General features: G+C 37.6%; 16 protein-coding genes and 1 pseudogene. 5 read left to right on the top strand and 12 right to left on the bottom strand.

Translation table 11 applies throughout. The features are described from left to right. Positions 1-29 precede the first annotated feature (29 nt). Together ME5_RS06135 and ME5_RS06130 are read left to right on the top strand one after the other, a co-directional pair. Positions 30-803, top strand: a complete 774-nt coding sequence (locus ME5_RS06135; protein WP_425338816.1) for an NAD kinase — start codon at positions 30-32, stop codon at positions 801-803. A 155-nt stretch (positions 804-958) separates the two neighbouring features. Then, positions 959-2,165 (top strand): annotated as a pseudogene (locus tag ME5_RS06130) (DEAD/DEAH box helicase); the annotation flags it as partial. A 512-nt stretch (positions 2,166-2,677) separates the two neighbouring features. On the opposite strand, the gene gltX (ME5_RS06125) reads toward ME5_RS06130, so the two are convergent. From gltX (ME5_RS06125) to ME5_RS06095, 7 genes are all read right to left on the bottom strand, one after another. Beyond that, positions 2,678-4,048, bottom strand: a complete 1,371-nt coding sequence (gene gltX, locus ME5_RS06125) for a glutamate--tRNA ligase (RefSeq protein ID WP_008039400.1) — start codon at positions 4,046-4,048, stop codon at positions 2,678-2,680. 10 nt (positions 4,049-4,058) lie between these two features. Continuing rightward, on the bottom strand, positions 4,059-5,732 hold the full coding sequence (locus ME5_RS06120; protein WP_008039398.1) for an NAD+ synthase: 1,674 nt from the start codon (positions 5,730-5,732) through the stop codon (positions 4,059-4,061). A 430-nt stretch (positions 5,733-6,162) separates the two neighbouring features. After that, positions 6,163-7,542 (bottom strand): class II 3-deoxy-7-phosphoheptulonate synthase, encoded by a 1,380-nt coding sequence (locus ME5_RS06115; protein WP_008039397.1) that lies wholly within the window; start codon positions 7,540-7,542, stop codon positions 6,163-6,165. A gap of 228 nt (positions 7,543-7,770) precedes the next feature. After that, on the bottom strand, positions 7,771-9,162 hold the full coding sequence (gene gor, locus ME5_RS06110) for a glutathione-disulfide reductase (RefSeq protein WP_008039395.1): 1,392 nt from the start codon (positions 9,160-9,162) through the stop codon (positions 7,771-7,773). Positions 9,163-9,289: 127 nt separating this feature from the next. Continuing rightward, positions 9,290-9,868, bottom strand: a complete 579-nt coding sequence (locus ME5_RS06105) for a DUF2059 domain-containing protein (protein WP_008039393.1) — start codon at positions 9,866-9,868, stop codon at positions 9,290-9,292. 91 nt (positions 9,869-9,959) lie between these two features. Further along, complete coding sequence (gene rpiA, locus ME5_RS06100) at positions 9,960-10,655, bottom strand: ribose-5-phosphate isomerase RpiA (protein WP_008039392.1); 696 nt, start codon at positions 10,653-10,655, stop codon at positions 9,960-9,962. Between the two features lie 600 nt (positions 10,656-11,255). Then, positions 11,256-13,514: a ComEC/Rec2 family competence protein gene (locus ME5_RS06095; protein ID WP_008039385.1), complete on the bottom strand. Its 2,259-nt coding sequence runs from the start codon at positions 13,512-13,514 to the stop codon at positions 11,256-11,258. Positions 13,515-13,635: 121 nt separating this feature from the next. On the opposite strand from ME5_RS06095, the gene gltX (ME5_RS06090) reads away from it, so the two are divergent. Together gltX (ME5_RS06090) and gltA are read left to right on the top strand one after the other, a co-directional pair. Beyond that, positions 13,636-15,063, top strand: a complete 1,428-nt coding sequence (gene gltX / locus ME5_RS06090; protein ID WP_008039384.1) for a glutamate--tRNA ligase — start codon at positions 13,636-13,638, stop codon at positions 15,061-15,063. A gap of 323 nt (positions 15,064-15,386) precedes the next feature. After that, positions 15,387-16,679 carry a citrate synthase gene (gltA, locus tag ME5_RS06085; protein WP_008039383.1) on the top strand — a complete coding sequence of 431 codons (1,293 nt, stop codon included), beginning with the start codon at positions 15,387-15,389 and terminating at the stop codon, positions 16,677-16,679. A gap of 193 nt (positions 16,680-16,872) precedes the next feature. On the opposite strand, the gene ME5_RS06080 is transcribed toward gltA, so the two are convergent. Next, positions 16,873-17,991 (bottom strand): ATP-dependent DNA helicase, encoded by a 1,119-nt coding sequence (locus tag ME5_RS06080; protein WP_008039382.1) that lies wholly within the window; start codon positions 17,989-17,991, stop codon positions 16,873-16,875. Positions 17,992-18,087: 96 nt separating this feature from the next. On the opposite strand from ME5_RS06080, the gene ME5_RS06075 reads away from it, so the two are divergent. Continuing rightward, a complete protein-coding gene (locus ME5_RS06075) occupies positions 18,088-19,152 on the top strand; it encodes an NAD(P)H-dependent flavin oxidoreductase (RefSeq protein WP_008039381.1) in 1,065 nt (354 codons plus the stop codon). A 50-nt stretch (positions 19,153-19,202) separates the two neighbouring features. On the opposite strand, the gene ilvN is transcribed toward ME5_RS06075, so the two are convergent. The 4 genes from ilvN to miaA form a co-directional block, all read right to left on the bottom strand. Beyond that, positions 19,203-19,778, bottom strand: a complete 576-nt coding sequence (ilvN, locus tag ME5_RS06070; RefSeq protein WP_008039380.1) for an acetolactate synthase small subunit — start codon at positions 19,776-19,778, stop codon at positions 19,203-19,205. A 12-nt stretch (positions 19,779-19,790) separates the two neighbouring features. Then, entirely contained in the window at positions 19,791-21,590 is a 1,800-nt protein-coding gene (locus ME5_RS06065) for an acetolactate synthase 3 large subunit (RefSeq protein WP_008039379.1), read from the bottom strand. An 87-nt stretch (positions 21,591-21,677) separates the two neighbouring features. Next, complete coding sequence (locus ME5_RS06060; protein WP_008039378.1) at positions 21,678-21,881, bottom strand: hypothetical protein; 204 nt, start codon at positions 21,879-21,881, stop codon at positions 21,678-21,680. Between the two features lie 26 nt (positions 21,882-21,907). After that, positions 21,908-22,780: a tRNA (adenosine(37)-N6)-dimethylallyltransferase MiaA gene (miaA, locus tag ME5_RS06055; RefSeq protein ID WP_008039376.1), complete on the bottom strand. Its 873-nt coding sequence runs from the start codon at positions 22,778-22,780 to the stop codon at positions 21,908-21,910. Positions 22,781-22,784 lie beyond the last annotated feature (4 nt).

Genomic DNA, 22,784 nt, shown 5'->3' with positions numbered 1-22,784 from the left:
TCATTTGTTATCGACAATATTTAGAAGATGTGGAAAATTTTATGAAAAAGTTTCATTTTGTTGCCGCAGATACTGTTCAGGCGCTTCAATCTTTAAAATTTTTTAAAAAACGTTATGGACAAGCAACGATAAATGAGGCTGATGTTATCATTGCACTTGGTGGCGATGGAACCATGTTAAATGTTTTGCATGGATCTATGAGTTTGGGTAAACCTATCTATGGTATGAACCGTGGTTCTGTCGGTTTTCTTATGAATGAATATTGTGAAAATAATTTAGAAGAACGTGTTTTCAAAGCTCATAAGGAAGAAATTCATCCCTTAAAAATGATTGCAGAATCAAGTACTGATGGACATGTTGAAGCGATCGCTATAAATGAAGTATCTCTTTTTCGACAGTCTTATCAAGCAGCAAAAATAAAAATAACTGTTGATGATAAGGTTCGGATTGAAGAGCTCATTTGCGACGGTGTTATGGTTGCAACGCCTGCTGGATCAACAGCTTATAATCTTTCCGCACAAGGGCCTATACTTCCGCTTATTGCGCCACTCATGGCGCTCACACCGGTCAGTCCATTTCGTCCACGTCGATGGCATGGTGCTTTATTGCCCAATACCGTCACTGTACGTTTTGATATGCTTGAAACACAAAAAAGGCCTGTTAATGCAGCCGCTGACAATATTGAAGTAAAATCTGTAAATTCTGTTATTATTTCTTCTGCAGTTGATTTAAAAGCATCAATTTTATTTGATTCAAACCATTCATGGGATGAACGAATATTGGCAGAACAGTTCCGTTATTAAAATAACGCTTGAATATCAATCAATAAACACCGCTTTTAGTTGACTTTTGAAGTCAAGCAACGTAACTCAAGAAAACGGTGTGCAATTAAAAACTAACATATCCGCTAAATTTGAATTGGAATGTGTTAGTTATAAAAGAAAGAGTGATAGCACCTTTGACCAGTTTTGATGATTTAGGCCTTTCTGAAAAGGTTGTAAACGCAGTAAAATCCGCTGGATATGAAGAACCCACTCCCATTCAAGCTGGGGCAATACCGCATGTTCTTGAAAGAAAAGATGTTTTAGGGATAGCGCAAACGGGTACTGGAAAAACAGCATCTTTTGTATTACCTATGCTAACCTTGTTAGAAAAAGGGCGTGCTCGTGCGCGTATGCCAAGAACTTTAATCTTGGAGCCAACACGTGAACTTGCTGCACAAGTTGAAGAAAATTTTGATAAATACGGTAAAAATCATCGTATCAATGTTGCGTTGCTTATTGGTGGGGTGTCATTCGAAGAACAAGAGCGTAAATTAGAACGGGGCGCGGATGTCTTAATCGCAACACCTGGACGACTATTGGATCATTTTGAACGAGGAAAATTGCTATTAACAGGCGTTGAAATACTCGTTATCGACGAAGCCGATCGCATGCTTGATATGGGCTTCATACCAGATATTGAAAAAATTTGTAAATTAATCCCATTTACACGCCAAACGCTTTTTTTCTCAGCAACGATGGCACCAGAAATCACCAAATTAACGGATCAATTTTTACACGCTCCTACAAGAATCGAAGTTGCAAAAGCGTCTTCAACAGCCAAAACAATTACTCAAAAGAATGTTAAATCTGGCAGCAAACCATGGGATAAACGAGCCGTGTTGCGTGATCTGATAAACACAGAAGGCGATGATTTGAAAAACGCTATTATCTTTTGCAACAGAAAAAAAGATATTTCGGAACTGTTTCGTTCACTTATCAAACATAATTTCAGTGCAGGCGCATTACATGGAGATATGGATCAACGTTCTAGAATGACCATGTTATCAAACTTTAAAGACGGTAAATTAAAATTACTAGTTGCTTCTGATGTTGCCGCTCGTGGTCTTGACATTCCTGATGTTAGTCATGTTTTTAATTATGATGTTCCAACTCATGCTGAAGACTATGTTCATCGCATTGGTCGTACTGGGCGCGCTGGAAGACTAGGCAAAGCTTTTACCATTGTAACAAAGTCAGACCAAAAATATATTGATGCCATAGAAAAAATGAGCAAAGAAAAAATTGAATGGCTTGATGGCGATTTATCAACAATTGTCAATCGTAAGAGTGATGAATTAGAAAACTCTCAAAACAAAAAAGAGAAGAAAAAAACAAAATCCACGAAAACTCAAGATTCTATTTTGGAACAAAACAATGAGCAAAAAAAGACTGACCTTATAAAAAGAAACGATAGAGATAATTCATCTAGCGTTCAAAAAAAGCAGGACAATTATAACAATCATCAACTTTTTAAACATGATAAAGAACCAGCGTCCCCCATTGGTTTTGGGGATGATATCCCTGCTTTTATGCTCATAAAAACCCGATTTTAAAAATCAAACACTAAAATGTTTTTGATGTTAAAAAACTTATAATGTAGTGAGCGCAAAATTTATTTTCATACATTTCAATTATCATCAAAAAAAATATTTATTGAAGAACAAGTTTTAAAACCGTTCTTTATTTTTGTCTTCATTCTTCAAATATTAAATTACTTAAAAATTATAAATCATTGAATTATACTATATATTATCAAATAAGATAAGTACAATATACTAAATTTTATCATTGATAAGACATTTTTATAATAAAGCAAAAATCATATAAGCATGCTTTAACAAGACTTCACAATTTTACAGTTTTAACCGCTGGACGACTTTATCATACCCTATAAGTGGTAATAAATTTGCCATTTCCGGACCATGGTTCACACCAGTCAATGCAAGCCGTAATGGCAGAAATAAGGACTTGCCTTTACGTCCTGTCTTTTCTTTTAAATGCGATGTCCAAACTTTCCAACTTTCATCATTAAGTTTGCCTTCTGGCAAGAAAGCCGCAGAATAGCGTACATAGTCGACATCTTCAGAGGGTATAGATCCAATCAAATCATCATTTTGAATGATGTCCCACCAAAATTGTGCATCATTAACTTTGTCAATATTGCCACGAATCGCATTCCAAAATTTTTCGACTTTCTTACCTGCCATACCAAGTTCAGACAAACGTGAAGCCACATCCTTGTAAGTCATCATTTGAACAAGCTGACGATTAAGACCCGTGAGATCTTGTGGATCAAACTTTGCTGATGACTTGGATGTTGCATTAAGATCGAAATGTTGCAGTAATTCTTTTTGTGTATTAAACGCCTGCACATTTTCTGACGTACCGATAAGAACAGCAAGCGATTCAAGCGCCATAGGCTCAAACCCTTCATCTCTTAATGAACGAACAGACAAATCACCTTTGCGTTTAGACAAACCATCACCCGAAATTGTCGTCAAAAGATTAATATGGCCAAATATCGGTATTGCTGAATTTAAAGCGTCAAAAAGTGCAATTTGCAATCCTGTATTAGTGACATGATCTGCACCGCGGATAATATGGGTTATGCCCATATCAATATCATCCAAGACAGATGGAAGCGTATAAAGATAGGTTCCATCTTCTCTAATTAAAACAGGATCAGACATAGAAGCAAGATCAATGGTTTGACGCCCTCTTACTGCATCATCCCAATGAATTTCTGTTCTTTGCATTTGAAAAGGATCAGACTTATAATTCGGTAATAAAAAACGCCAATGAGGTTTACGGCCCTCCTTCTTATAAGCTTCTATTTCGTCATTTGTTAATTTTAACGCTTCGCGACCATAAATTGGAGGAAGCTTACGCGAAAGACGAATTTTACGACGGCGATCAAGTTCTTCGGCTGTTTCATAACACGCATAAAGCAAACCGCGCTTTTTTAAATCTTCAACTATATCATTATAACGCTCAAAACGTTTGGATTGAAAATAGACTTCATCTGGCTTAATGCCAAGCCATTCTAGATCAACACCTATAGCATCAATATAAGCCTGTTTTGAGCGTTCAACGTCCGTATCATCATATCTTAATACAAATTGACCATTATTGGCTTTTGCATATAGCCAGTTGTAAAGTGCAATACGGATATTGCCTATATGAATGTAACCAGTGGGCGATGGGGCAAAACGAACTTTTGTCATATAGATTTACTCAATTCTTATCGCGAAAGCGATTGGTGATAGGATATCGACGGTCAAGACCAAAAATTTTACGGCTTATTTTAACACCAGGTGCCGATTGGCGGCGTTTATATTCTGCTAAATAAAGAAGATTTTCAATGCGTTCAACTGTTTGAATCGTATGTCCACGTTTTACAATATCGTTAACACTTAACTCATCTTCAACCAAGCAACAAAGAATGTCATCAAGAATAGAGTAAGGAGGAAGTGAATCTTCATCCTTCTGATTTTCACGCAATTCAGCCGATGGTGCTTTTTCAATAATATTTTTTGGAATAACCTCGCCACTAGGTCCCAAACTGTTCATTGGTACGTTGTTATTACGCCAATGTGACAGTGCATAAACTTGCATTTTGTAAATATCTTTTATTGGATTAAAACCTCCATTCATATCACCATAAAGGGTTGAATAGCCAACGGCCATTTCTGATTTATTGCCTGTCGTCAAAAGTAGAGATCCAAATTTATTTGAAAGCGCCATTAAAAGAGAGCCGCGAGTTCGACTTTGTAAATTTTCTTCTGTAACATTTTGTTGCGTTCCTTGAAAAATATCGGTAAGTGCGTTCAAAAAACCTTCAACGGGCTCAGATATAGGAATTATATCATAACGACATCCCAAAAGACGCGCACATTCTTGTGCATCTTTTAATGATTCTTGTGATGTATAGTGATAAGGAAGCATAACAGCATGCACCTTGTCTGCTCCTAATGCATCAACAGCCATTGCAGCACATAATGCAGAATCTATCCCACCAGATAATCCTAAAAGGACACCTTTAAAGCCATTTTTTGTAACATAATCTCTTAATCCAACGAGACAAGCTTGATAATCAGCACCCTCCCCCTTCAAATAGGATTCAAATGGTTGATCCGTACATCGCCATAAGTCTTTATCTTTTGTCCATTGCGTTATAGCAAGATGACAATCAAAATGTTTTAATTGAAATGCAACCGCGCCGTCGGATTGTAAACCAAAAGAACCGCCATCAAAAACAAGTTCATCTTGTCCACCAAACTGATTGGCATATATTACTGGAACAGGTATTTTTTGTTGTTTTTTTACAAGAATAAAACGCTGTTCGATTTTTCCTGTTTCATAAGGAGAGGCATTAGGGACAAGAATAAATTGCGCTCCTTTTTTAACAAAATCAACAATCACGTCATTATTGTTCCAAATATCTTCACAAATAGGTATCCCAACACTTAAACCGCGAATGATAATAGGGTTATTTTGTTGTGCAGGATAAAAGACCCGTTTTTCATCAAAAACACCATAATTTGGCAAATCGGATTTTAAACATTCTCCAATAATTTCGCCTTGGTCAATAACGACAACACCATTAACAATCTTATTATTACGGCAAAGTGGTGTACCTATTATGATTGCTGCACCGTTTTTGGTTAACAAAGCCAATTCTTGGATGGCACTTTCACAAGCCCTTATAAAACTTGGTTTTAAAATTAAATCTTGGGCAGGATAACCACTCATGAAAAGTTCAGTAAATAAAATAATATCTGCACCATCTGCACTTGCTTCTTGATGAGCATGGTGCGCTTGTTTTAAATTACCAATAACATCACCAACCGTAGGATTTAACTGTGCAATTGCAAGCTTCAATTTATTTTTAATATCATGATAGGCCATTATATCGATCTCAAGCTATTTCTTTTGAAAATTTGTTCTCAATATTAGCAGAAAAAAAGATGAAATAAATTTATTATACTACAGGTAAAACAAAAGTAATATGAAAGTGGTTATAATGAATTTTCTTCTTTTGCAAACTGGTTGCCATTCCTATAGCATCATATCAAAATAGCACGTGATACAAATCAAGGTGCATATATATGACATCCTTCAAACTTTCCCAATACTCATAAAAACAAGACCGTGATCGCATTATAAATTTATAAAATATTCAAAATACAAAACACAATATATACATAATTATAAGGCGTGATATTTTCTGTTTTTATTTTTATGACATACCCGATCATTTAAAATTTTTAAAATAATAAAATTTTTGAAAAATCATTAAAAATTAATTTCCCAAAATTGAAATATAATTTAAATATTATCAACCATATGCCACCGATTTTATACGTGTTGTATCACGTCCCTTTTTTAATAATTCTGCTACAAGAAAAGCCAGTTCAAGAGCCTGATCAGCATTCAAACGTGGGTCACAATGCGTATGATAGCGATTAGAGAGATCTTCTGGTGAAATAGCATGTGCACCACCTGTACACTCAGTCACATCTTTTCCTGTCATTTCAATATGGATACCACCAGGATAAGTTCCTTCAGCGTTATGGACCTCAAAAAATGTTTCCACTTCTTTTAAAACCCGTTCAAATGGACGCGTTTTATAGCCATTGGCCGTAATCGTATTCCCGTGCATAGGGTCACAAGACCAAACAACTTGCCGCCCCTCCCTTTTAACCGCACGAATTAATGCAGGCAAATGATCACTCACTTTATCATAACCAAAGCGTGCAATCAGTGTCAGCCTGCCTGCTTCATTGTCAGGATTTAAAATGTCAATCAATCGCAACAAATCATCAGGATTAGATGAAGGACCACATTTCAAACCAATAGGATTTTTAATACCACGACAATATTCAATGTGAGCATGATCGTGTTGGCGCGTCCTATCACCAATCCAAAGCATATGACCAGAGGTTGCGTACCAGTCACCCGATGTTGAATCAATGCGTGTTAATGCTTCTTCATATCCAAGCAAAAGCGCTTCATGACTTGTATAAAAAGAGGTTTCACGTAAAGATGGATTACTCTTTGCATTAATACCAATGGCTTTCATAAAATCAATAGTTTCAGTAATGCGCTTTGCCAATTTATGATAACGCTCTCCTTGCGGTGAGTTAGAAATAAAACCAACCATCCATTGATGAACATTTTCAAGATTAGCATAACCGCCTTGCGCAAAGGCACGTAATAAATTCAGAGTTGCGGCAGACTGACGGTAAACCATTGCCATGCGTTGCGGATCAGGAATACGTGATGCTTCATTAAAATCTATACCGTTAATAATATCACCACGGTAAGAAGGTAACTCGACATTATTTTGTACTTCAAAATCAGAAGAACGAGGCTTTGCAAACTGTCCAGCAATGCGCCCCACCTTGACAACAGGTTTAGATGCCCCAAAGGTTAAAGCAATCGCCATTTGCAAAAAAACACGAAAAAAATCACGAATATTGTCGGCTTCATGCTCCATGAAGCTTTCCGCGCAATCCCCCCCTTGAAGAAGAAAGGCATCACCTTTTACAACTGCTGCAAGCTCTTCTTTTAAAGCACGAGCTTCACCAGCAAAAACCAAAGGAGGAAAACGCCGTAACCGCGATTCTACATCATGAAGAACCGCTTGATCGGGATAAGTTGGCACCTGTTTAATAGGCTTTAATCTCCAACTTTCAGGTGTCCAAGTTTTACTCATCATTCTCTCACTTTATTCATGACCAATGAAGGACATTGATTATTTGACTATTAATATTATACGCATTATTTTCGTCGTGTTTAAAAAAAAATCACGCTTTACTTAAGTAAAAAATGCCTTTTTGCATATTTATAGTAGTGTAACAGACATTTTAAAATGAGATTCTTAACGTAATTATTTTCAATAGATTCATTAAACTAAAATTTTAATGAACAATCAAGAAATGTTTCATTGTTCAATTTTTTTGCCATTTTCAATAACATAGCTTGGTTGATACATCGTCACAAGTTCTTCAGCGGCCGTCGGATGAACTGCCATTGTGGCATCAAAAACATCTTTTGTTAGTCTTCCTTTAAGTGAAATACCAAGCAGTTGCGCCATTTCGCCTGCATCTGGACCTAAAATATGAGCACCTATAACAATTCGACTTTCCCCATCCACAATAAGCTTGGTTAACATTTTTTCTGTGCTACCAGAAATCGTATTACGCATAGGGCGAAAGAAGGCACGATAAACTTCTACGCGAGAATATTTACTTATAGCCTCTTCTTCTGAAAGACCAACGGTTCCAATTTCTGGTTGTGAAAACACTGCTGTTGGAATAAGTTCATGATCAGGTGAGATCGGATTATTTTTAAATACTGTTTGTATAAAACACATTGCCTCATGGATTGCCACAGGAGTTAATTGGATACGATTGGTTACATCACCCACAGCCCATATATTACTGGCTGTGGTTTTCATATAATCATCAACAATGATTGCACCGTTTTTATCACATTCAACGCCCACTTTTTCTAATCCCAAACTTTTTGTGTTCGGGACACGTCCCATAGCCAGAAGAACTTCACCAGTTTCTAATTTCTGATTATTTGATAAGGAAACTTCATAGCCTTCATCATGTTTTGAGACTTTAGAAATTGTCATATTATTCAAAATAGTAATACCCTTTTCAACCATGGCATCATGAAGCACTTGCCGCAAATCATGATCAAAATTGCGCAAAATCAAGTCACCACGATGAATAAGTGTTGTTTTGACACCAAGACCATGAAAAATATTAGCAAATTCCACACCTATATACCCACCACCAGAGATCACAATTGATTTTGGCAATTCTAATAAATCAAAAACATGATTTGAATTGATACAAAATTCATGGCCATCAATTTCGGAATGGATCGGAATCCGCCCACCTGTAGAAATAAGAATTTTATCTGCAGTAACTGTTTCACCCGTTTGAGTTATTTGCAATGTATGCGCATCCAGTAAAACTGCACGGCTTTCAAAGATTTGCACATTATTATTGTCTAAACCTTTACGATAAAGACCTTCAAGTCTAGCGATCTCATTATTTTTAGCAAAAATTAGTTTTTTCCAATCAAATTTTACATCATCAAAAGACCAGCCAAACTCTCTACTATCATCCAATTCTTGAGAGAAATGAGAGGCATAAACAAATAGCTTTTTAGGCACACATCCACGAATGACACAAGTCCCCCCCATACGATGTTCTTCAGCAATCGCAACACGCTTACCAAGCGCCCCTGCAAGTCTTGCAGCACGGACACCACCAGAACCACCACCAATAACGAATAAGTCAAAGTCAAAAGTAGACACGCAACATTCCTTTCAATATACTTTTCTTAAAGAATATATTGGGTTGTTAATGTTTAAATTTAAGAGCTCAGTCAATAGAGTAATAAAAAAGGTGGCATCAAGCCACCTTTTCAATATTATACTTTGTTTATTGAGTAGGCGCTGGTACGGTTGGCACTGCACTTTGAGGTGGCGTCGGCGCATCATTTGAACCTGCTTGACCTCCAATTCTTTGTGCCATTTCACGCCCAACATTCGTTGCTAAATCTTGTGCTATGCCTTGGCTCCAAACATCAAAAGCAGAAATAATGCCGCGCACGGCTGATGGTCCTTCACTCAACAATTTTTTACCCGTATCCGACTCGTAAAACGTTGCAATCTGATCGAGTTCTGCTTGGGAAAAATGGTTTGCGTAAACACGTGCGGCTTCAACCTCTAGGTCAGAACGCCTTTTCACAAGCGCCAAAGCCTGTTCATCAACAATTTCAGAGATCATATTCGACAAATTAGGGTCTTTGCGCTCTAATTCATCTTTTAAGTCTCTGGCTGTGCTTGGAAGAAATTCATCAAATTGATCTGTAGCATGAATAGCTGCTATCGCCTTTCTTGCAGATTGAAGGTGAGCATCGCTAATCTCTTGCGCATAAGCTGGACTGAACCCTGCACTCAAAACAGCAACAGTTCCAACTACGCTTGCAAGACGGCGAAAAGAAAATACAATATTCATTCAGTCATTACTCCATAATTTTGATTTATAGGCTGTTCATCATTATGCATATCATGCGCTATAAAATCAGCTCTAAATAGATTTAATATCCTTAAGACTCCAAAACCTTTATCTTTCCGTCAGCCATCGAAATAACGGCGTTTGATGCCATTTTAATAAACAAACCATGTTCGACAACACCCGGAATCACGAATAAATCGTGAGATAATAATTCTGGCTCTAAAATACGGCCAAAAGAGGCATCAAGAATTAAATGTCCACCATCAGTTACAAAAGGCTCACCATGTATCATTCTTAAACTTATATGAGAAGGAAGACCATGGCGTTCTGCCACTCTTTCGATTGCTTTACGCGTGGCGCCAAGACCAAATTTATTAACTTCAATAGGCAAAGGAAATGCTCCCATTGTCGAAACAAGCTTTGTTTCATCAGCAATAACAAGCATAGAAGACGATGCCGCCGCAACAATTTTTTCACGCAAAAGTGCGCCTCCGCCCCCTTTGATAAGAGCCATTTGAGGACCTATTTCATCAGCGCCATCAATATCTAAATCAATTTCTGGACATTTTTCTAGATCTGTCATTGGAATATCCAATTGTCGACAAAGCTCTTCAGAACGCAAAGAAGTTGCAACACCAGTTACTTTAAGTCCCTCTTTGACAGCAAGCGCTAATAATTTAATAAATTCATTAGCAGTGGATCCCGTACCAATCCCCAAAATCATGCCATCTTGAACAAATTCTAGCGCTTTAGCAGCTGCGGCTTTTTTTAATTCATCAGCCTTCATTGTCGTTTATATCCATAATTATGATCCCATTACCATAACGACTTTCATAACAAATTCGCACTTTCAAATCGTAATCTAAACTTACTATGCACCATTCTTTCATGAAATGAAATGACGGTGCAGAACCTTTAACAAGATATATAATATTTATTTTTGTACAAATGATCGACAATCATTTACTCTTTTTACGTCTCCACATTTTACAAATATGATGAACATATTCATAATTTAAAAACATTATTTCTGATTTTTGTGTTCTTAACCATTCCAATTTTTACGACTTTGATAGTTAAAAAAACTAGGAAGATGTTGTTATGTTTATGTTTTTTTAAAATAATTTCAATATCATCATTCACGTTATAAAAATTTATCTTCGTATAACAATTGGCTCGATTACAATACTGTCTCAATACATCAGCTACGTGTACAAAACCAAAAAATGACTGAATTCAACATGCTTGTTACGCAAAAGTGATTGAGCGACTTTTTGAAATGTGAATTTTAAAACGAAATATTATGAAGTAATATTCACACTCCAACTAAATTCATTAGATAAGAGTCATATAGAAAGCGTCAAACATAAATATGAAAATTATGCCATTATAAACCTCGTGCAGCTCTTGAATATAGACGATAATTGTTCCATGGACGATTAAGCTTAGGCACTGATTGGATAATACGATCATTACTTGTTATGACCATACTGCCATATAATGCCAGTTGATTTCGTTGAATGACATATTTTACGGCAGCATGACAATTATTTAAATAGGTCGGCGTTGAAATTATAATAATATTCGCCTTAGGACAAGATATATAGGTCTGATCTTTAGCATCGACAACAGCAATACGAATGCCCTTTTTATTTTGAGCGTAACAAACATTGTCCTCACATGAAAAACCAAAACCTGTTGCAGATGCTTTTGATGTTGGGCCAATAATAGTATTTACGCGGTAAGAACGTTTCCATATGCTTGTTACGAATTTGGAAGGGCGTTTACGGTTAAGATAAAGTGTTTTATTTTCCAAAAGACCGATGAGGCGTGCATCTTCTGATATGAGCAAAATAGGCGCAATTCGATAAAAACACATAGAAATGCCAATTATAAAGAAAATTATAGAAAATAATCGTAATTTTGTTTTAAAGAATAAAAGAACAATAAGGCCAAGTGTCAGAAACATTAAAGCAGCAGATGGAATAACACCTGGATTAATATCTGGAGACTTATCTGTTACTTCATAAGCGATTTTTTCTACAATATCGACACCAAAACCCATCACTTGAAGTGGAAACCATTCAAGTCCTAGTGGCATGACAATTACTGCAAGAAGCCCAAACGGCATAACAATTAATGACATAATAGGAAAAGCTAAAGCATTGCTTAAAATACCCAGCGGTGCAGCATTCGCAAAATGATAAGACGCATAAAGACCACTTGCCATACCTGCAACGAGTGAAGCCACCGCAGTTGAAACGAAAGGAAAAAATAGAATACTTATTATTTTTACACCGACAAATTGTGGCACGACGCGACGTCTTTTAGCTCTCCTACTCCACCAGCTAAAAGCTGCAACCAATGCTGCTGTTGCTGAAAATGACATTTGAAAACTTGGTCTTAAGATCTCATGAGGAACAAGCAAAAGTGTGATGAAAAATGCAATAGAAAGATTTCTCAAAGTTATTGCTGTGCGATCGAAGAAAACAGCAGTGAGCATAACTGCTACCATGATAAAACTGCGTTGAGCGGCGACATCTGCGCCAGAAAGAACCAGATAAAATCCTGATACACATAAAGCAATAAATGCTGCATATTTTTTCGTGGGATAACGTGAGGAAAAAATAGGAAAACAAGAAAAAATGGAACGAACAATAACCAAAACCATACCGCTAACCATAGCCATATGTAATCCCGATATCGATAAAATATGCGCAAGACCAGAGACACGCAAAGCATGATTGGTAGCCTCTGAAATACCTCCACGTTGTCCAGTAATCAAAGCTGCTGAAACACTACCTGCTCCTCCATCTATAGCTGATACGATACGGTTTGTCATGAGAACGCGTAATTGTTCGATTTTGACCGCAACTTTTTGCCAAACTGATTTTGGAGGTTCAATCGTTACTTGCTCAATTTTACTGAGAAAAAAACCTTGTGCACCAATAAAACGAAAGTAATTATAAAAACCAAAATCATAACTTTCCGGACGGACAGGACCAGAAACAGAATTTAATCTTACCAATCCACGAACACCATCACCGGGTTTTAAATTGTCTGGAATAGAACGCGCAGACAAACGCACACGTTGCGGTCCAAAACGCAAAAAGGGTTGTTTTGTGTCTATCACATCCAACAATAAGCGAGTGCGACCACTATCCAAGGTTTCTATGGATACAATACGAGCTGTTAAATAAGTAGAAACATCAGCACCAAGCATTGAAGTTTGAAGACGATATGTTTCCACTTTTGCACACACCCCTCCAATAAGAATAAAAAAAACAAAAGCAAAAAAATAAAAAATCGGTCTTTTATTTCGTGTTAAATAAACAACACCAGCACAAACAGTCAGCCAACCAACAATTTTCCATCCATTGGGTTCAAATGTCAGATAAAAATAAGTGATTGCCCCTATACTCATGAAAACTGGAAGAAGAAGAAAAATAAGACCATGAGCTATTTCAAATTCCATACAAGCTTTTAAGCCAGAAAATATTTTTTTTAGAAAAGATAATAAGATATAAAATTGAGAATATTGAGCAGCCGCATATGTCCGAAAATCTGGCGCATCAATGACATAAAGTGCTTCATTGCCAGAGCGGCTTTTATTTGGAGTAAATCGTCTGTCGTTTTTATTTCCCAATAGAGTTTGGTGTCAAACAACACCCCTTTCCCAATGACATGGCTATTGCATGCTCCGCAGTCTATGCTACATCATTAATCGAAAAAATTAAATTGACTAGATTTTATTCACTGGAGTTTTAATGTCTGCGCCTGTTATTACCCGTTTTGCCCCTTCTCCAACCGGTTTTTTACATATTGGTGGTGCAAGAACCGCATTATTTAATTGGCTTTATGCAAAGCATATGGGCGGAAAAATGCTGCTTCGTATTGAAGATACAGACCGCGAACGATCAACACAGGCAGCAGTTGATGCTATAAAAGACGGTCTTAAATGGTTAGGTCTTCAATGGGATGGCGCACCAATTTCACAATTTTCACGTATAGAACGACATAAAGAAATTGCTGAACACTTGGTCAGAGAGGGAAAAGCATATTATTGTTATGCATCTCCCGATGAATTGGAAGAAATGCGCGAAAAAGCACGGAATGAAGGACGCCCGCCTCGTTATGATGGACGTTGGCGCGATCGTGACCCCAAGGAGGCTCCCACAGGAATAAAACCTGTTATTCGAATAAAAACACCGCAGGAAGGAACAACCATTGTTCGCGATCGCGTACAAGGTGACGTGAAATTTGCAAATAAAGATCTTGATGATTTCATTATTTTGCGTTCTGACGGCTCTCCAACCTATATGCATGCTGTTGTTGTAGATGATCATGATATGGGAGTCACACATATTATTCGTGGTGATGATCATTTAACCAATGCCGCACGTCAAACCGTCATTTTTGATGCCATGAGTTGGAATGTTCCTATTATGGCACATATTCCACTGATTCACGGAGCAGATGGTGCTAAACTATCAAAACGCCATGGTGCTCTTGGCGTAGAAGCTTATAAAGATATGGGATATCTTCCTATTGCTTTACGGAATTATCTTGTTCGCCTTGGTTGGAGCCATGGTGATGATGAAATCATGTCTACAGAAGAAATGATTCAATGGTTTGATATTGATAATATTAATAAAGGTGCGGCACGATTTGATTTCAAAAAACTTGAAGCAATAAATGGACATTATATACGTTTATCCGATGATCAAACCTTATTCGAAGCCTCATTAGATATTTTACCAAAGCTACAAAATGGTTCACAAATACAAGAAAAACTAGATGAGCAGCATTGCAAACAGTTTTTACAAGCAATGCCGGCGCTTAAAGAAAGAGCCAAAACTTTGGTCGAACTGATTGATGGTGCAAGTTTTATTTTTGCACAGCGTCCCCTTCAATTTGATGAACAAGCCGCTTCACTACTCAATGATGATGGGAAAGCAATCTTAAAAGATATCTTTCCGATTTTAGAAAAATGCTCAGAATGGAACAAACAACCCCTTGATACAATAATTCGTGAGCACGCAGAAGCAACAGGTTTAAAATTAGGAAAAATAGCTCAACCACTTCGGGCTGCACTCACAGGACGCGCAATATCACCAGGTGTATTTGATGTTCTTGTCGTTCTTGGACGAAACGAATCACTGGGTCGCATAAGTGATCAAATCAGTAAAATATGATTGTGTCTTTGTTTTATTGACGTTTACAGACAATGACTTTTTAAATTTAATTAGTGTATTCTTATTTATTGAATCAAACATTGGCTTAAACAAGAAAAATTGAGTAGAGTATTCCGCAAAAGAGGCATGACTGATCGTTTTTGCACTTTATTTTTCTGATCAGATTTTTGTGTCTTGTGTCGTAGAGCCATTTTTACGATTGCATCAATCGTCTTTTGGGTTAATTTATACATATTACTGACAATAGAATATTAGAACATTCTTACTGTCTGCTGAAATGGTGCCTCGTCATTATCGGGGCAAAATATCTGGAAGGAAAACTCATGTCTGATAATAAAGCCCATATTACCGTTGAAGGGAAAAATATTGAACTTCCTGTAAGAAAAGGTACCATTGGACCGGATGTGATAGAAATCGCTCCTCTTTACAAAGAAACAGGCACCTTTACCTACGATCCTGGTTTTACATCAACCGCATCGTGTGAATCAAAAATAACCTATATTGATGGTGACAAAGGTGTTCTTCTTTACAGAGGATATTCAATTGATGAATTAGCAGATAATGGTGATTTTTTAGAAAGCTGCTATCTCCTTTTAAACGGAGAATTGCCAACAAAAAAACAAAAAAAAGAATTCGATAAAACCGTTCTTCAACACACAATGGTGCATGAACAATTTACAAGGTTTTTCCAAGGATTTCGTAGAGATTCTCATCCCATGGCTGTCATGGTTGCTTGCCTTGGTGCGATGTCAGCTTTTTACCACGATTCGATCGATATCACCGATCCTCGCCAAAGACTCATTGCATCCATACGGTTGATTTCTAAAGTACCAACGCTTGCTGCAATGGCGCATAAATATTCAATTGGTCAACCTTTTGTTTATCCGCGCAATGATTTGGGATATGCAGCCAACTTCTTGCATATGTGTTTTGCTGTACCATGTGAAGAATATAAAGTTAATCCTGTTTTAGCTCGTGCCATGGATAAAATTTTTACTCTTCACGCTGATCATGAACAAAATGCATCAACATCTACAGTTCGCCTTGCAGGTTCATCAGGCGCCAATCCTTTTGCATGTATAGCAGCGGGTGTCGCTTGTTTATGGGGACCAGCACATGGTGGTGCAAATGAAGCTTGCCTCAAAATGCTTGAGGAAATTGGTACTGTTGAAAACATTCCTGAGTTTGTAGCAAAAGCAAAAGATAAAAATGATCCGTTCCGTTTGATGGGATTTGGTCACCGTGTTTATAAAAATTACGATCCACGGGCAAAGATTATGCAGCAAACTTGCCACGAAGTTTTAAACGAATTGGGCATTAAAGATGATCCACTTCTAGATATTGCAATGGAACTTGAGCATATTGCACTCAACGATGAATATTTTATTGAAAAGAAGCTTTATCCTAATGTTGATTTTTATTCAGGCATTACGTTGAAAGCTTTGGGCTTCCCAACGGAAATGTTTACGGTTCTTTTTGCTCTCGCACGGAGCGTTGGCTGGGTTGCACAATGGAAAGAAATGATTGAAGACCCTGCACAAAAAATTGGACGTCCACGTCAACTTTATACAGGTGCTGCTCCGCGTTCTTATGTCGGCATTGATGAACGGAAGTAAATTTTTATTTACTCTATACAATAAAGCGTTGTGCATGATAAATATTCATACACAACGCTTTATTGCGACTAATACTTTTATTGTTATTCAGCCTTGAAAATAAATGGCAATGAGATTTTTTATAAATGATCATTATAGTGTTTAACGTTCATACTATGGAACAATGAATTTGTATTTATTACATAATTCATCTTTAACGAACTATTGTTAAACGCTCTGCTGCGCGTGTTATTGCTGTATAGAGCCATTTTTCTCGTGTCTCGCGAAAAGCAAAACTTTCATCGAACAAAACAACATTATCCCATTGAGATCCTTGGGCCTTATGAACAGTTAAGGCATATCCATAATCAAAATCATCATAGCGTTTTTTTAATTGCCAAGAAATTTCACCTTCAGGATCATCAAAAACTGCTTTTAACAGCTTAATTTTTGCAACACCTTGATCATCTTCTGGATTAACAAGAAGATTTATCCCCGGTTTTACAGTTTCCTTGGAAGATGTCATCACTTTCCAGAGTGAGCCATTAAGCAAACCTTTGCTCGGATCATTACGAAGGCAAACAAGCTTATCACCTGCTTGAGGATAAATCGCAGTAAATCCTTTTAATACGCGTAAACGTTTATTATAAAGTCGACGTGTTCTATTGATCCCTAATAAAACTTGATCTGCCTCAAGAACAAGATTTTGGTTGACCTCACTGCGACGAATTATTTTTGCCAGACCATAATCACCATATTGAATTTCTTTTCCCTCACGAACATCTAATGCTAAGCGAATGATCGGATTATCACGCGCCTGGCGATGAATTTCAGTTAAAAGAAAATCGGGCTCATGTTCTGTGAAAAAACCACCGCCTGAAATGGGTGGCAATTGACCAGGATCTCCAAGAACAAGTATTGGTGTACCGAAACTCATGAGGTCGCTTCCTAATTGTTCGTCAACCATAGAACATTCATCAATAATTATAAGCTTTGCTTGGGCAACTGGACTTTGTCTATTTAAGGAAAATGTCGGTGAAAGCGAAGTTTTTCCCGTTGTTTCATCAGAGACTTCTTCTTCACCTCTTGGACGATAAATCAAAGAATGAATTGTACGTGCATTTGTTGCACCTTTTGAGCGTAGGACTTGTGCAGCCTTACCTGTAAAAGCTGCAAATTGCACGGATCCATCGATTGATTTTGCAAAGTGTCTTGCTAGTGTCGTTTTACCTGTCCCTGCATATCCAAACAATCTAAAAACAGGCGAGCGTCTCTCCTTTAGCCAAGAAGCAACACTGGTTAACGCTTTATCTTGTTCAGGTGAAAAATGCATAAGCAATCAAAACAAGATTCGTTTAAAAAGGGCAAGTCTTTTACGGCCAATGCGTTATACTCTACAATAATTCAATAATGATTGAGGAAATAACTTATGCGCACTCAAAATTTTCTTGAAACTTTTAATCTTGAAATTCCTCTCATACAAGCACCAATGGCGGGTGTTTCAACACCAAAACTGAGTGCAGCTGTTTGCAATGCTGGTGCTATTGGTTCTTTAGGACTTGGGGCATCAACAGTTGAAAAAGCACATGAAACAATTAAAGCCCTTAAAGCAAAAACCTCTCGCCCATTTAATCTCAATTTTTTTTGTCATCACACTTTTGCTCCTTCAAAAGATCAAGAAGAAAAATGGCTTAAAAAACTTGAACCTCTTTTTAACAAACATGATAGTAAAAGCCCGCTCGAATTAAAAAAAATTTATGAAAGTTTTTATAATAACGATGCGCTTTTAAAGCTCATCATAGAAGAAAAACCTGCAATAGTAAGCTTTCATTTTGGTTTACCGACACAAAAATCCATAAAATCTATGAAAGAAAAGGGCATTTATCTTATTGCATCGGCAACAACGCTTAAAGAAGCATTATTGATTCAAGCTGCAGGTTTTGATGGTGTTATCGCGCAAGGTTATGAAGCGGGTGGTCATCGAGGCATTTTTAATGAAAACAGTCATGATGATTGTCTTAGTCTCATCCCTCTTCTCAATCAACTTGTTCAAAATCTTTCAATACCTGTTATCGCTGCTGGTGGATTGATGGATGGTTATAGTCTTCGTGCTGTTTGTAAATTGGGTGCAGCAGCTGGTCAAATGGGTACAGCTTTTATTGGTTGTCCTGAATCTTCAGCTGATTGTGGCTATCGTAATGCTTTATTTAGTGATGCTGCCTATCACACAGTGATGACACGAACTTTTTCAGGGCGCCCAGCGAGAGCACTCAGCAATGAATTCACCAATTTTACAATTGATGCAAATGACGATAGCGTTCCTCCTTATCCCTATAGCTATGACATTGCCAAACAATTGCATCAAGTGGGCGTGAGCAAAGTTTTTTTTGGTTACGGTGCTTATTGGGCGGGTCAAGGTGCGGCTTTTACGCGATCTCTTCCTGCCACAGAACTAGTTAAGACACTAAAAAAAGAATACGCATACTCTTCATAAAGTATTTTTTTCAAAAAGCATTTAATTTTGTAAAATAACTTAATACAATATTATGCTAAGCTTTCTGGTCCCCTATTCATAGCCAACACCCCTGTGCGGCATATTTCAATAAGACCTAAGGGACGTAAAATATTGATAAATTGATCGACCTTTGATGTCTTTCCTGTAATTTCAAAAATAAAATGTTCTACTGTCGCATCAATCACTTTCGCATGGAATGCTTCCGCCAAACGCAAAGCTTCAATGCGGTCTGCCCCCTCTCCTGCGACTTTAATTAAAGCCAGTTCACGCTCAACTGGGCTACCATAATTTTGTTCTTTTGCACTAACCGTTAAATCAACCACTTTATGCACAGGAACAATACGCTCCAATTGATGGCGTATTTGATTAATGACTTGTGGCGTTGCACGGGTCACAACTGTAATGCGCGATAAGCGCTGTTCATGCTCCGTTTCAGCAACAGTCAGACTTTCAATATTATAACCCCGCCCTGAAAACATACCTATGACGCGAGCAAGAACGCCTGGTTCATTATCCACAAGCACAGCAAGCATATGCGTTTCAGTTGGATCATTATCAGGCTCGATAAAATAAGCAGAGCCAAAGCTTATATTTTGAGCGTTCATATGCATATCTCCTTAAACAAGCGAACGACCTTTAGAATCAATCGCATTGGCTACAGCCTCATCATTGGCTTCATCGGGCAAAAGCATATCATTATGCGCTCTACCAGATGGAATCATTGGAAAACAATTTGCCAGATGGGCAACACGACAATCAAATAAAACAGGCTTATCACTTGTAATCATTTCTTCAATTTTATCGTCAAGCTCTTCAGGATTGGAACAAATAATGCCTAAAGCTCCATAAGCCTCAGCCAATTTTACAAAATCTGGCATCGCTTCCGTATAAGAATGTGATAGCCTATTTCCATGAAGCAATTGTTGCCATTGGCGGACCATACCCATATATTGATTATTTAAAATAAAAACTTTAACAGGCGCGTTATGCTGTATAGCTGTCGCCATTTCTTGAATATTCATTTGAATAGAAGCATCACCAGCAACACAAATAACAAGATCATCAGGTTTTGCAATTTGTACACCGATTGCTGAGGGAAAACCATATCCCATAGTTCCCAAACCACCAGATGTCATCCAATGATGCGGTTCATCAAACCCATAATATTGCGCCGTCCACATTTGATGTTGTCCGACTTCCGTCGTAATGTATGCTGATTTATCTTTTGTTAACGCATAAAGTCGCTCAAGTGCATATTGTGGCATAATCACATCTTTATTTGGCTTATAAGCCAATGATTTTCTTGCGCGCCAATGATCTATTTCCTTCCACCACTCTTGTCGTGATTGCTTGTCATATGCCTGTTGCGTTGCGCGTAAATGCCGTGTCATATTTTCCAAGACATGAGCAACATCGCCAATGATAGGAACGTCAACACGGACGATTTTATTAATAGATGAAGGATCTATATCAATATGAATAATTGTTGCATTTGGAGCAAAAGCATCCAAACGACCCGTAATACGATCATCAAATCGGGCACCTATCGCAAGCATTACATCACAATCATGCATTGTCATATTAGCTTCGTAAGTACCGTGCATGCCAAGCATTCCAAGCCAATTTTTACCAGAAGCAGGATAAGCACCAAGCCCCATTAATGTGGAGGTAATCGGATAATTTCCAATTTCGACCAATTCACGTAACAAACGAACAGCATCTGCACCTGATGAAATAACGCCTCCACCAGAATAAATAACAGGCTTTTTCGCTTTCACTAACAATGAAACTGCATATTCAATTGCGCGATTATTGCCTTCTAATTGTGGTTGATAACTTGTACGAGGCAGTGACTTTGGTGCAGTATAAACACCACTGGCAAATTGTATATCTTTTGGAATATCAACAAGAACTGGTCCTGGACGACCGCTTTTTGCAATATGAAAGGCCTCATGAAGAATGCGAGATAGATCATTGATGTCTTTAACCAACCAATTATGCTTGGTACATGGACGTGTAATACCGACTGTATCGGCTTCTTGAAATCCGTCTGTTCCAATAAGAGTTGTTGGAACTTGGCCTGAAATGCACACAAGTGGAATAGAATCCATTAATGCATCTTGAAGGGGCGTCACCGCATTGGTTGCACCTGGACCTGAAGTCACAAGCATCACACCTGTTTTTCCAGTACATCGCGCATAGCCCTCTGCTGCATGACCTGCTGCTTGCTCGTGGCGCACAAGGATATTGCGAAAAGACTCTTGCTGATAAATTTCATCAAAAATTGGAAGGACAGCACCTCCTGGGTAACCAAAAATATTTTCAACTCCTTGGTCAATCAGTGCCTGAACAACCATTTCAGCTCCTGACATTGTTTTTCCATCAGCACTGTCTTGTGATTTTTGATGATCTTTCATTTTTACAACTCATTCAATTTATTAAAGCGAAAATAAAAAAGGCCCCCGAGGGAGCCTACATGCACATGGGAGACCTAAGCCAGATGGTTAAACCATCCACCCCATGTGCCTGCCTACCACTAGAATAATCATTTTTTCCATAATTAAAATATTATTACGCAGATTAGCTTTCGTCAATGCAAAAATTTCAAGAGTTAAATCACCTATAATATAATCACATAAATTATCTGCTTGATAGATATCTGCTATAATAAAAAGTGTTAATAGTTCAGATGCATAAATACAAAACATGAATTAATATCGAATCATCCTAAATATTAAAGAACACTCCAACTTTGATCAAATTGATGACGAAACCATGTCATTTGCCTTTTGGCGTAACGACGTGTTTGTGTTTTTGCATTTTTAATGGCCTCATCCAAGGGCTTCATATTTTGCAACACATCCAAAAGATCTGGTACTCCTATCGCTTTCATTGCTGGCAATTGAGGATTAAGGCTAAGTTGTGCAAGCTGGCGAACTTCTTCTAGAGCACCGCGTGCGACCATCTTATCAAATCTATGTTCAATACGTTGATAAACAAGTGAGCGTTCTGGAAAAAGAAGATATTTTTGTGCCGTATCCTTATCAATAATGGGTATTGTTTTTGTATCTTGCCAATAACTTAAGGATTGCCCTGTTGCCTCAAAAACTTCTAAAGCACGTGTCACACGTTGACGATCTTGTGGTTTAAGGCGAGATGCGGTTTGAGCATCTTGACTTAAGAGTAACGCAAAAAGCCTCTCTTCGCTTTCTTCTTGCGCAATTTTACGCCATTTTTGCCGAATATCTTCTGGTACGGGAGGAATTTCTGCAATTCCTTCAAGTAAAGCTTTAAAATAAAGACCTGTGCCACCAACAAAAATTATTTCTCTATGCGACTGGCTTTTCATAATGTTTTTAACATCACGCATCCATTCACCAGTTGAATAAGCAACAGATGGATGAATATAACCATAAAGATAATGTGGTATTTTTTTCATATCGATTAAAGCAGGACGTGCTGTGATAATTTGCAACACATCATATATTTGCATTGAATCTGCATTGATAATAATTGCATCTGTCTTTTCAGCGAGTTTCAAAGCAAAATCAGACTTGCCGCTGGCTGTTGGGCCCGCTATCAAAGTGATATTACCTTTTGCTACCATTGGA

This window comes from Bartonella tamiae Th239, from assembly GCF_000278275.1.
Lineage (GTDB): Bacteria > Pseudomonadota > Alphaproteobacteria > Rhizobiales > Rhizobiaceae > Bartonella > Bartonella tamiae.
The sequence above is the reverse complement of the archived record's forward strand: the minus strand, read 5'-3'. Positions and strand labels throughout refer to the sequence as shown.

Coding starts and splice junctions, on each gene's coding strand:
- ME5_RS06065 (WP_008039379.1), bottom strand. CDS start 21,590: ATGAAAGATCATCAAAAATCACAAGACAGTGCTGATGGAAAAACAATG.
- ilvN (WP_008039380.1), bottom strand. CDS start 19,778: ATGAACGCTCAAAATATAAGCTTTGGCTCTGCTTATTTTATCGAGCCT.
- ME5_RS06120 (WP_008039398.1), bottom strand. CDS start 5,732: ATGGCCTATCATGATATTAAAAATAAATTGAAGCTTGCAATTGCACAG.
- ME5_RS06060 (WP_008039378.1), bottom strand. CDS start 21,881: ATGTTTTGTATTTATGCATCTGAACTATTAACACTTTTTATTATAGCA.
- miaA (WP_008039376.1), bottom strand. CDS start 22,780: ATGGTAGCAAAAGGTAATATCACTTTGATAGCGGGCCCAACAGCCAGC.
- gltX (WP_008039384.1), top strand. CDS start 13,636: ATGTCTGCGCCTGTTATTACCCGTTTTGCCCCTTCTCCAACCGGTTTT.
- ME5_RS06105 (WP_008039393.1), bottom strand. CDS start 9,868: ATGAATATTGTATTTTCTTTTCGCCGTCTTGCAAGCGTAGTTGGAACT.
- gltX (WP_008039400.1), bottom strand. CDS start 4,048: ATGACAAAAGTTCGTTTTGCCCCATCGCCCACTGGTTACATTCATATA.
- rpiA (WP_008039392.1), bottom strand. CDS start 10,655: ATGAAGGCTGATGAATTAAAAAAAGCCGCAGCTGCTAAAGCGCTAGAA.
- ME5_RS06075 (WP_008039381.1), top strand. CDS start 18,088: ATGCGCACTCAAAATTTTCTTGAAACTTTTAATCTTGAAATTCCTCTC.
- gltA (WP_008039383.1), top strand. CDS start 15,387: ATGTCTGATAATAAAGCCCATATTACCGTTGAAGGGAAAAATATTGAA.
- ME5_RS06080 (WP_008039382.1), bottom strand. CDS start 17,991: ATGCATTTTTCACCTGAACAAGATAAAGCGTTAACCAGTGTTGCTTCT.
- ME5_RS06115 (WP_008039397.1), bottom strand. CDS start 7,542: ATGAGTAAAACTTGGACACCTGAAAGTTGGAGATTAAAGCCTATTAAA.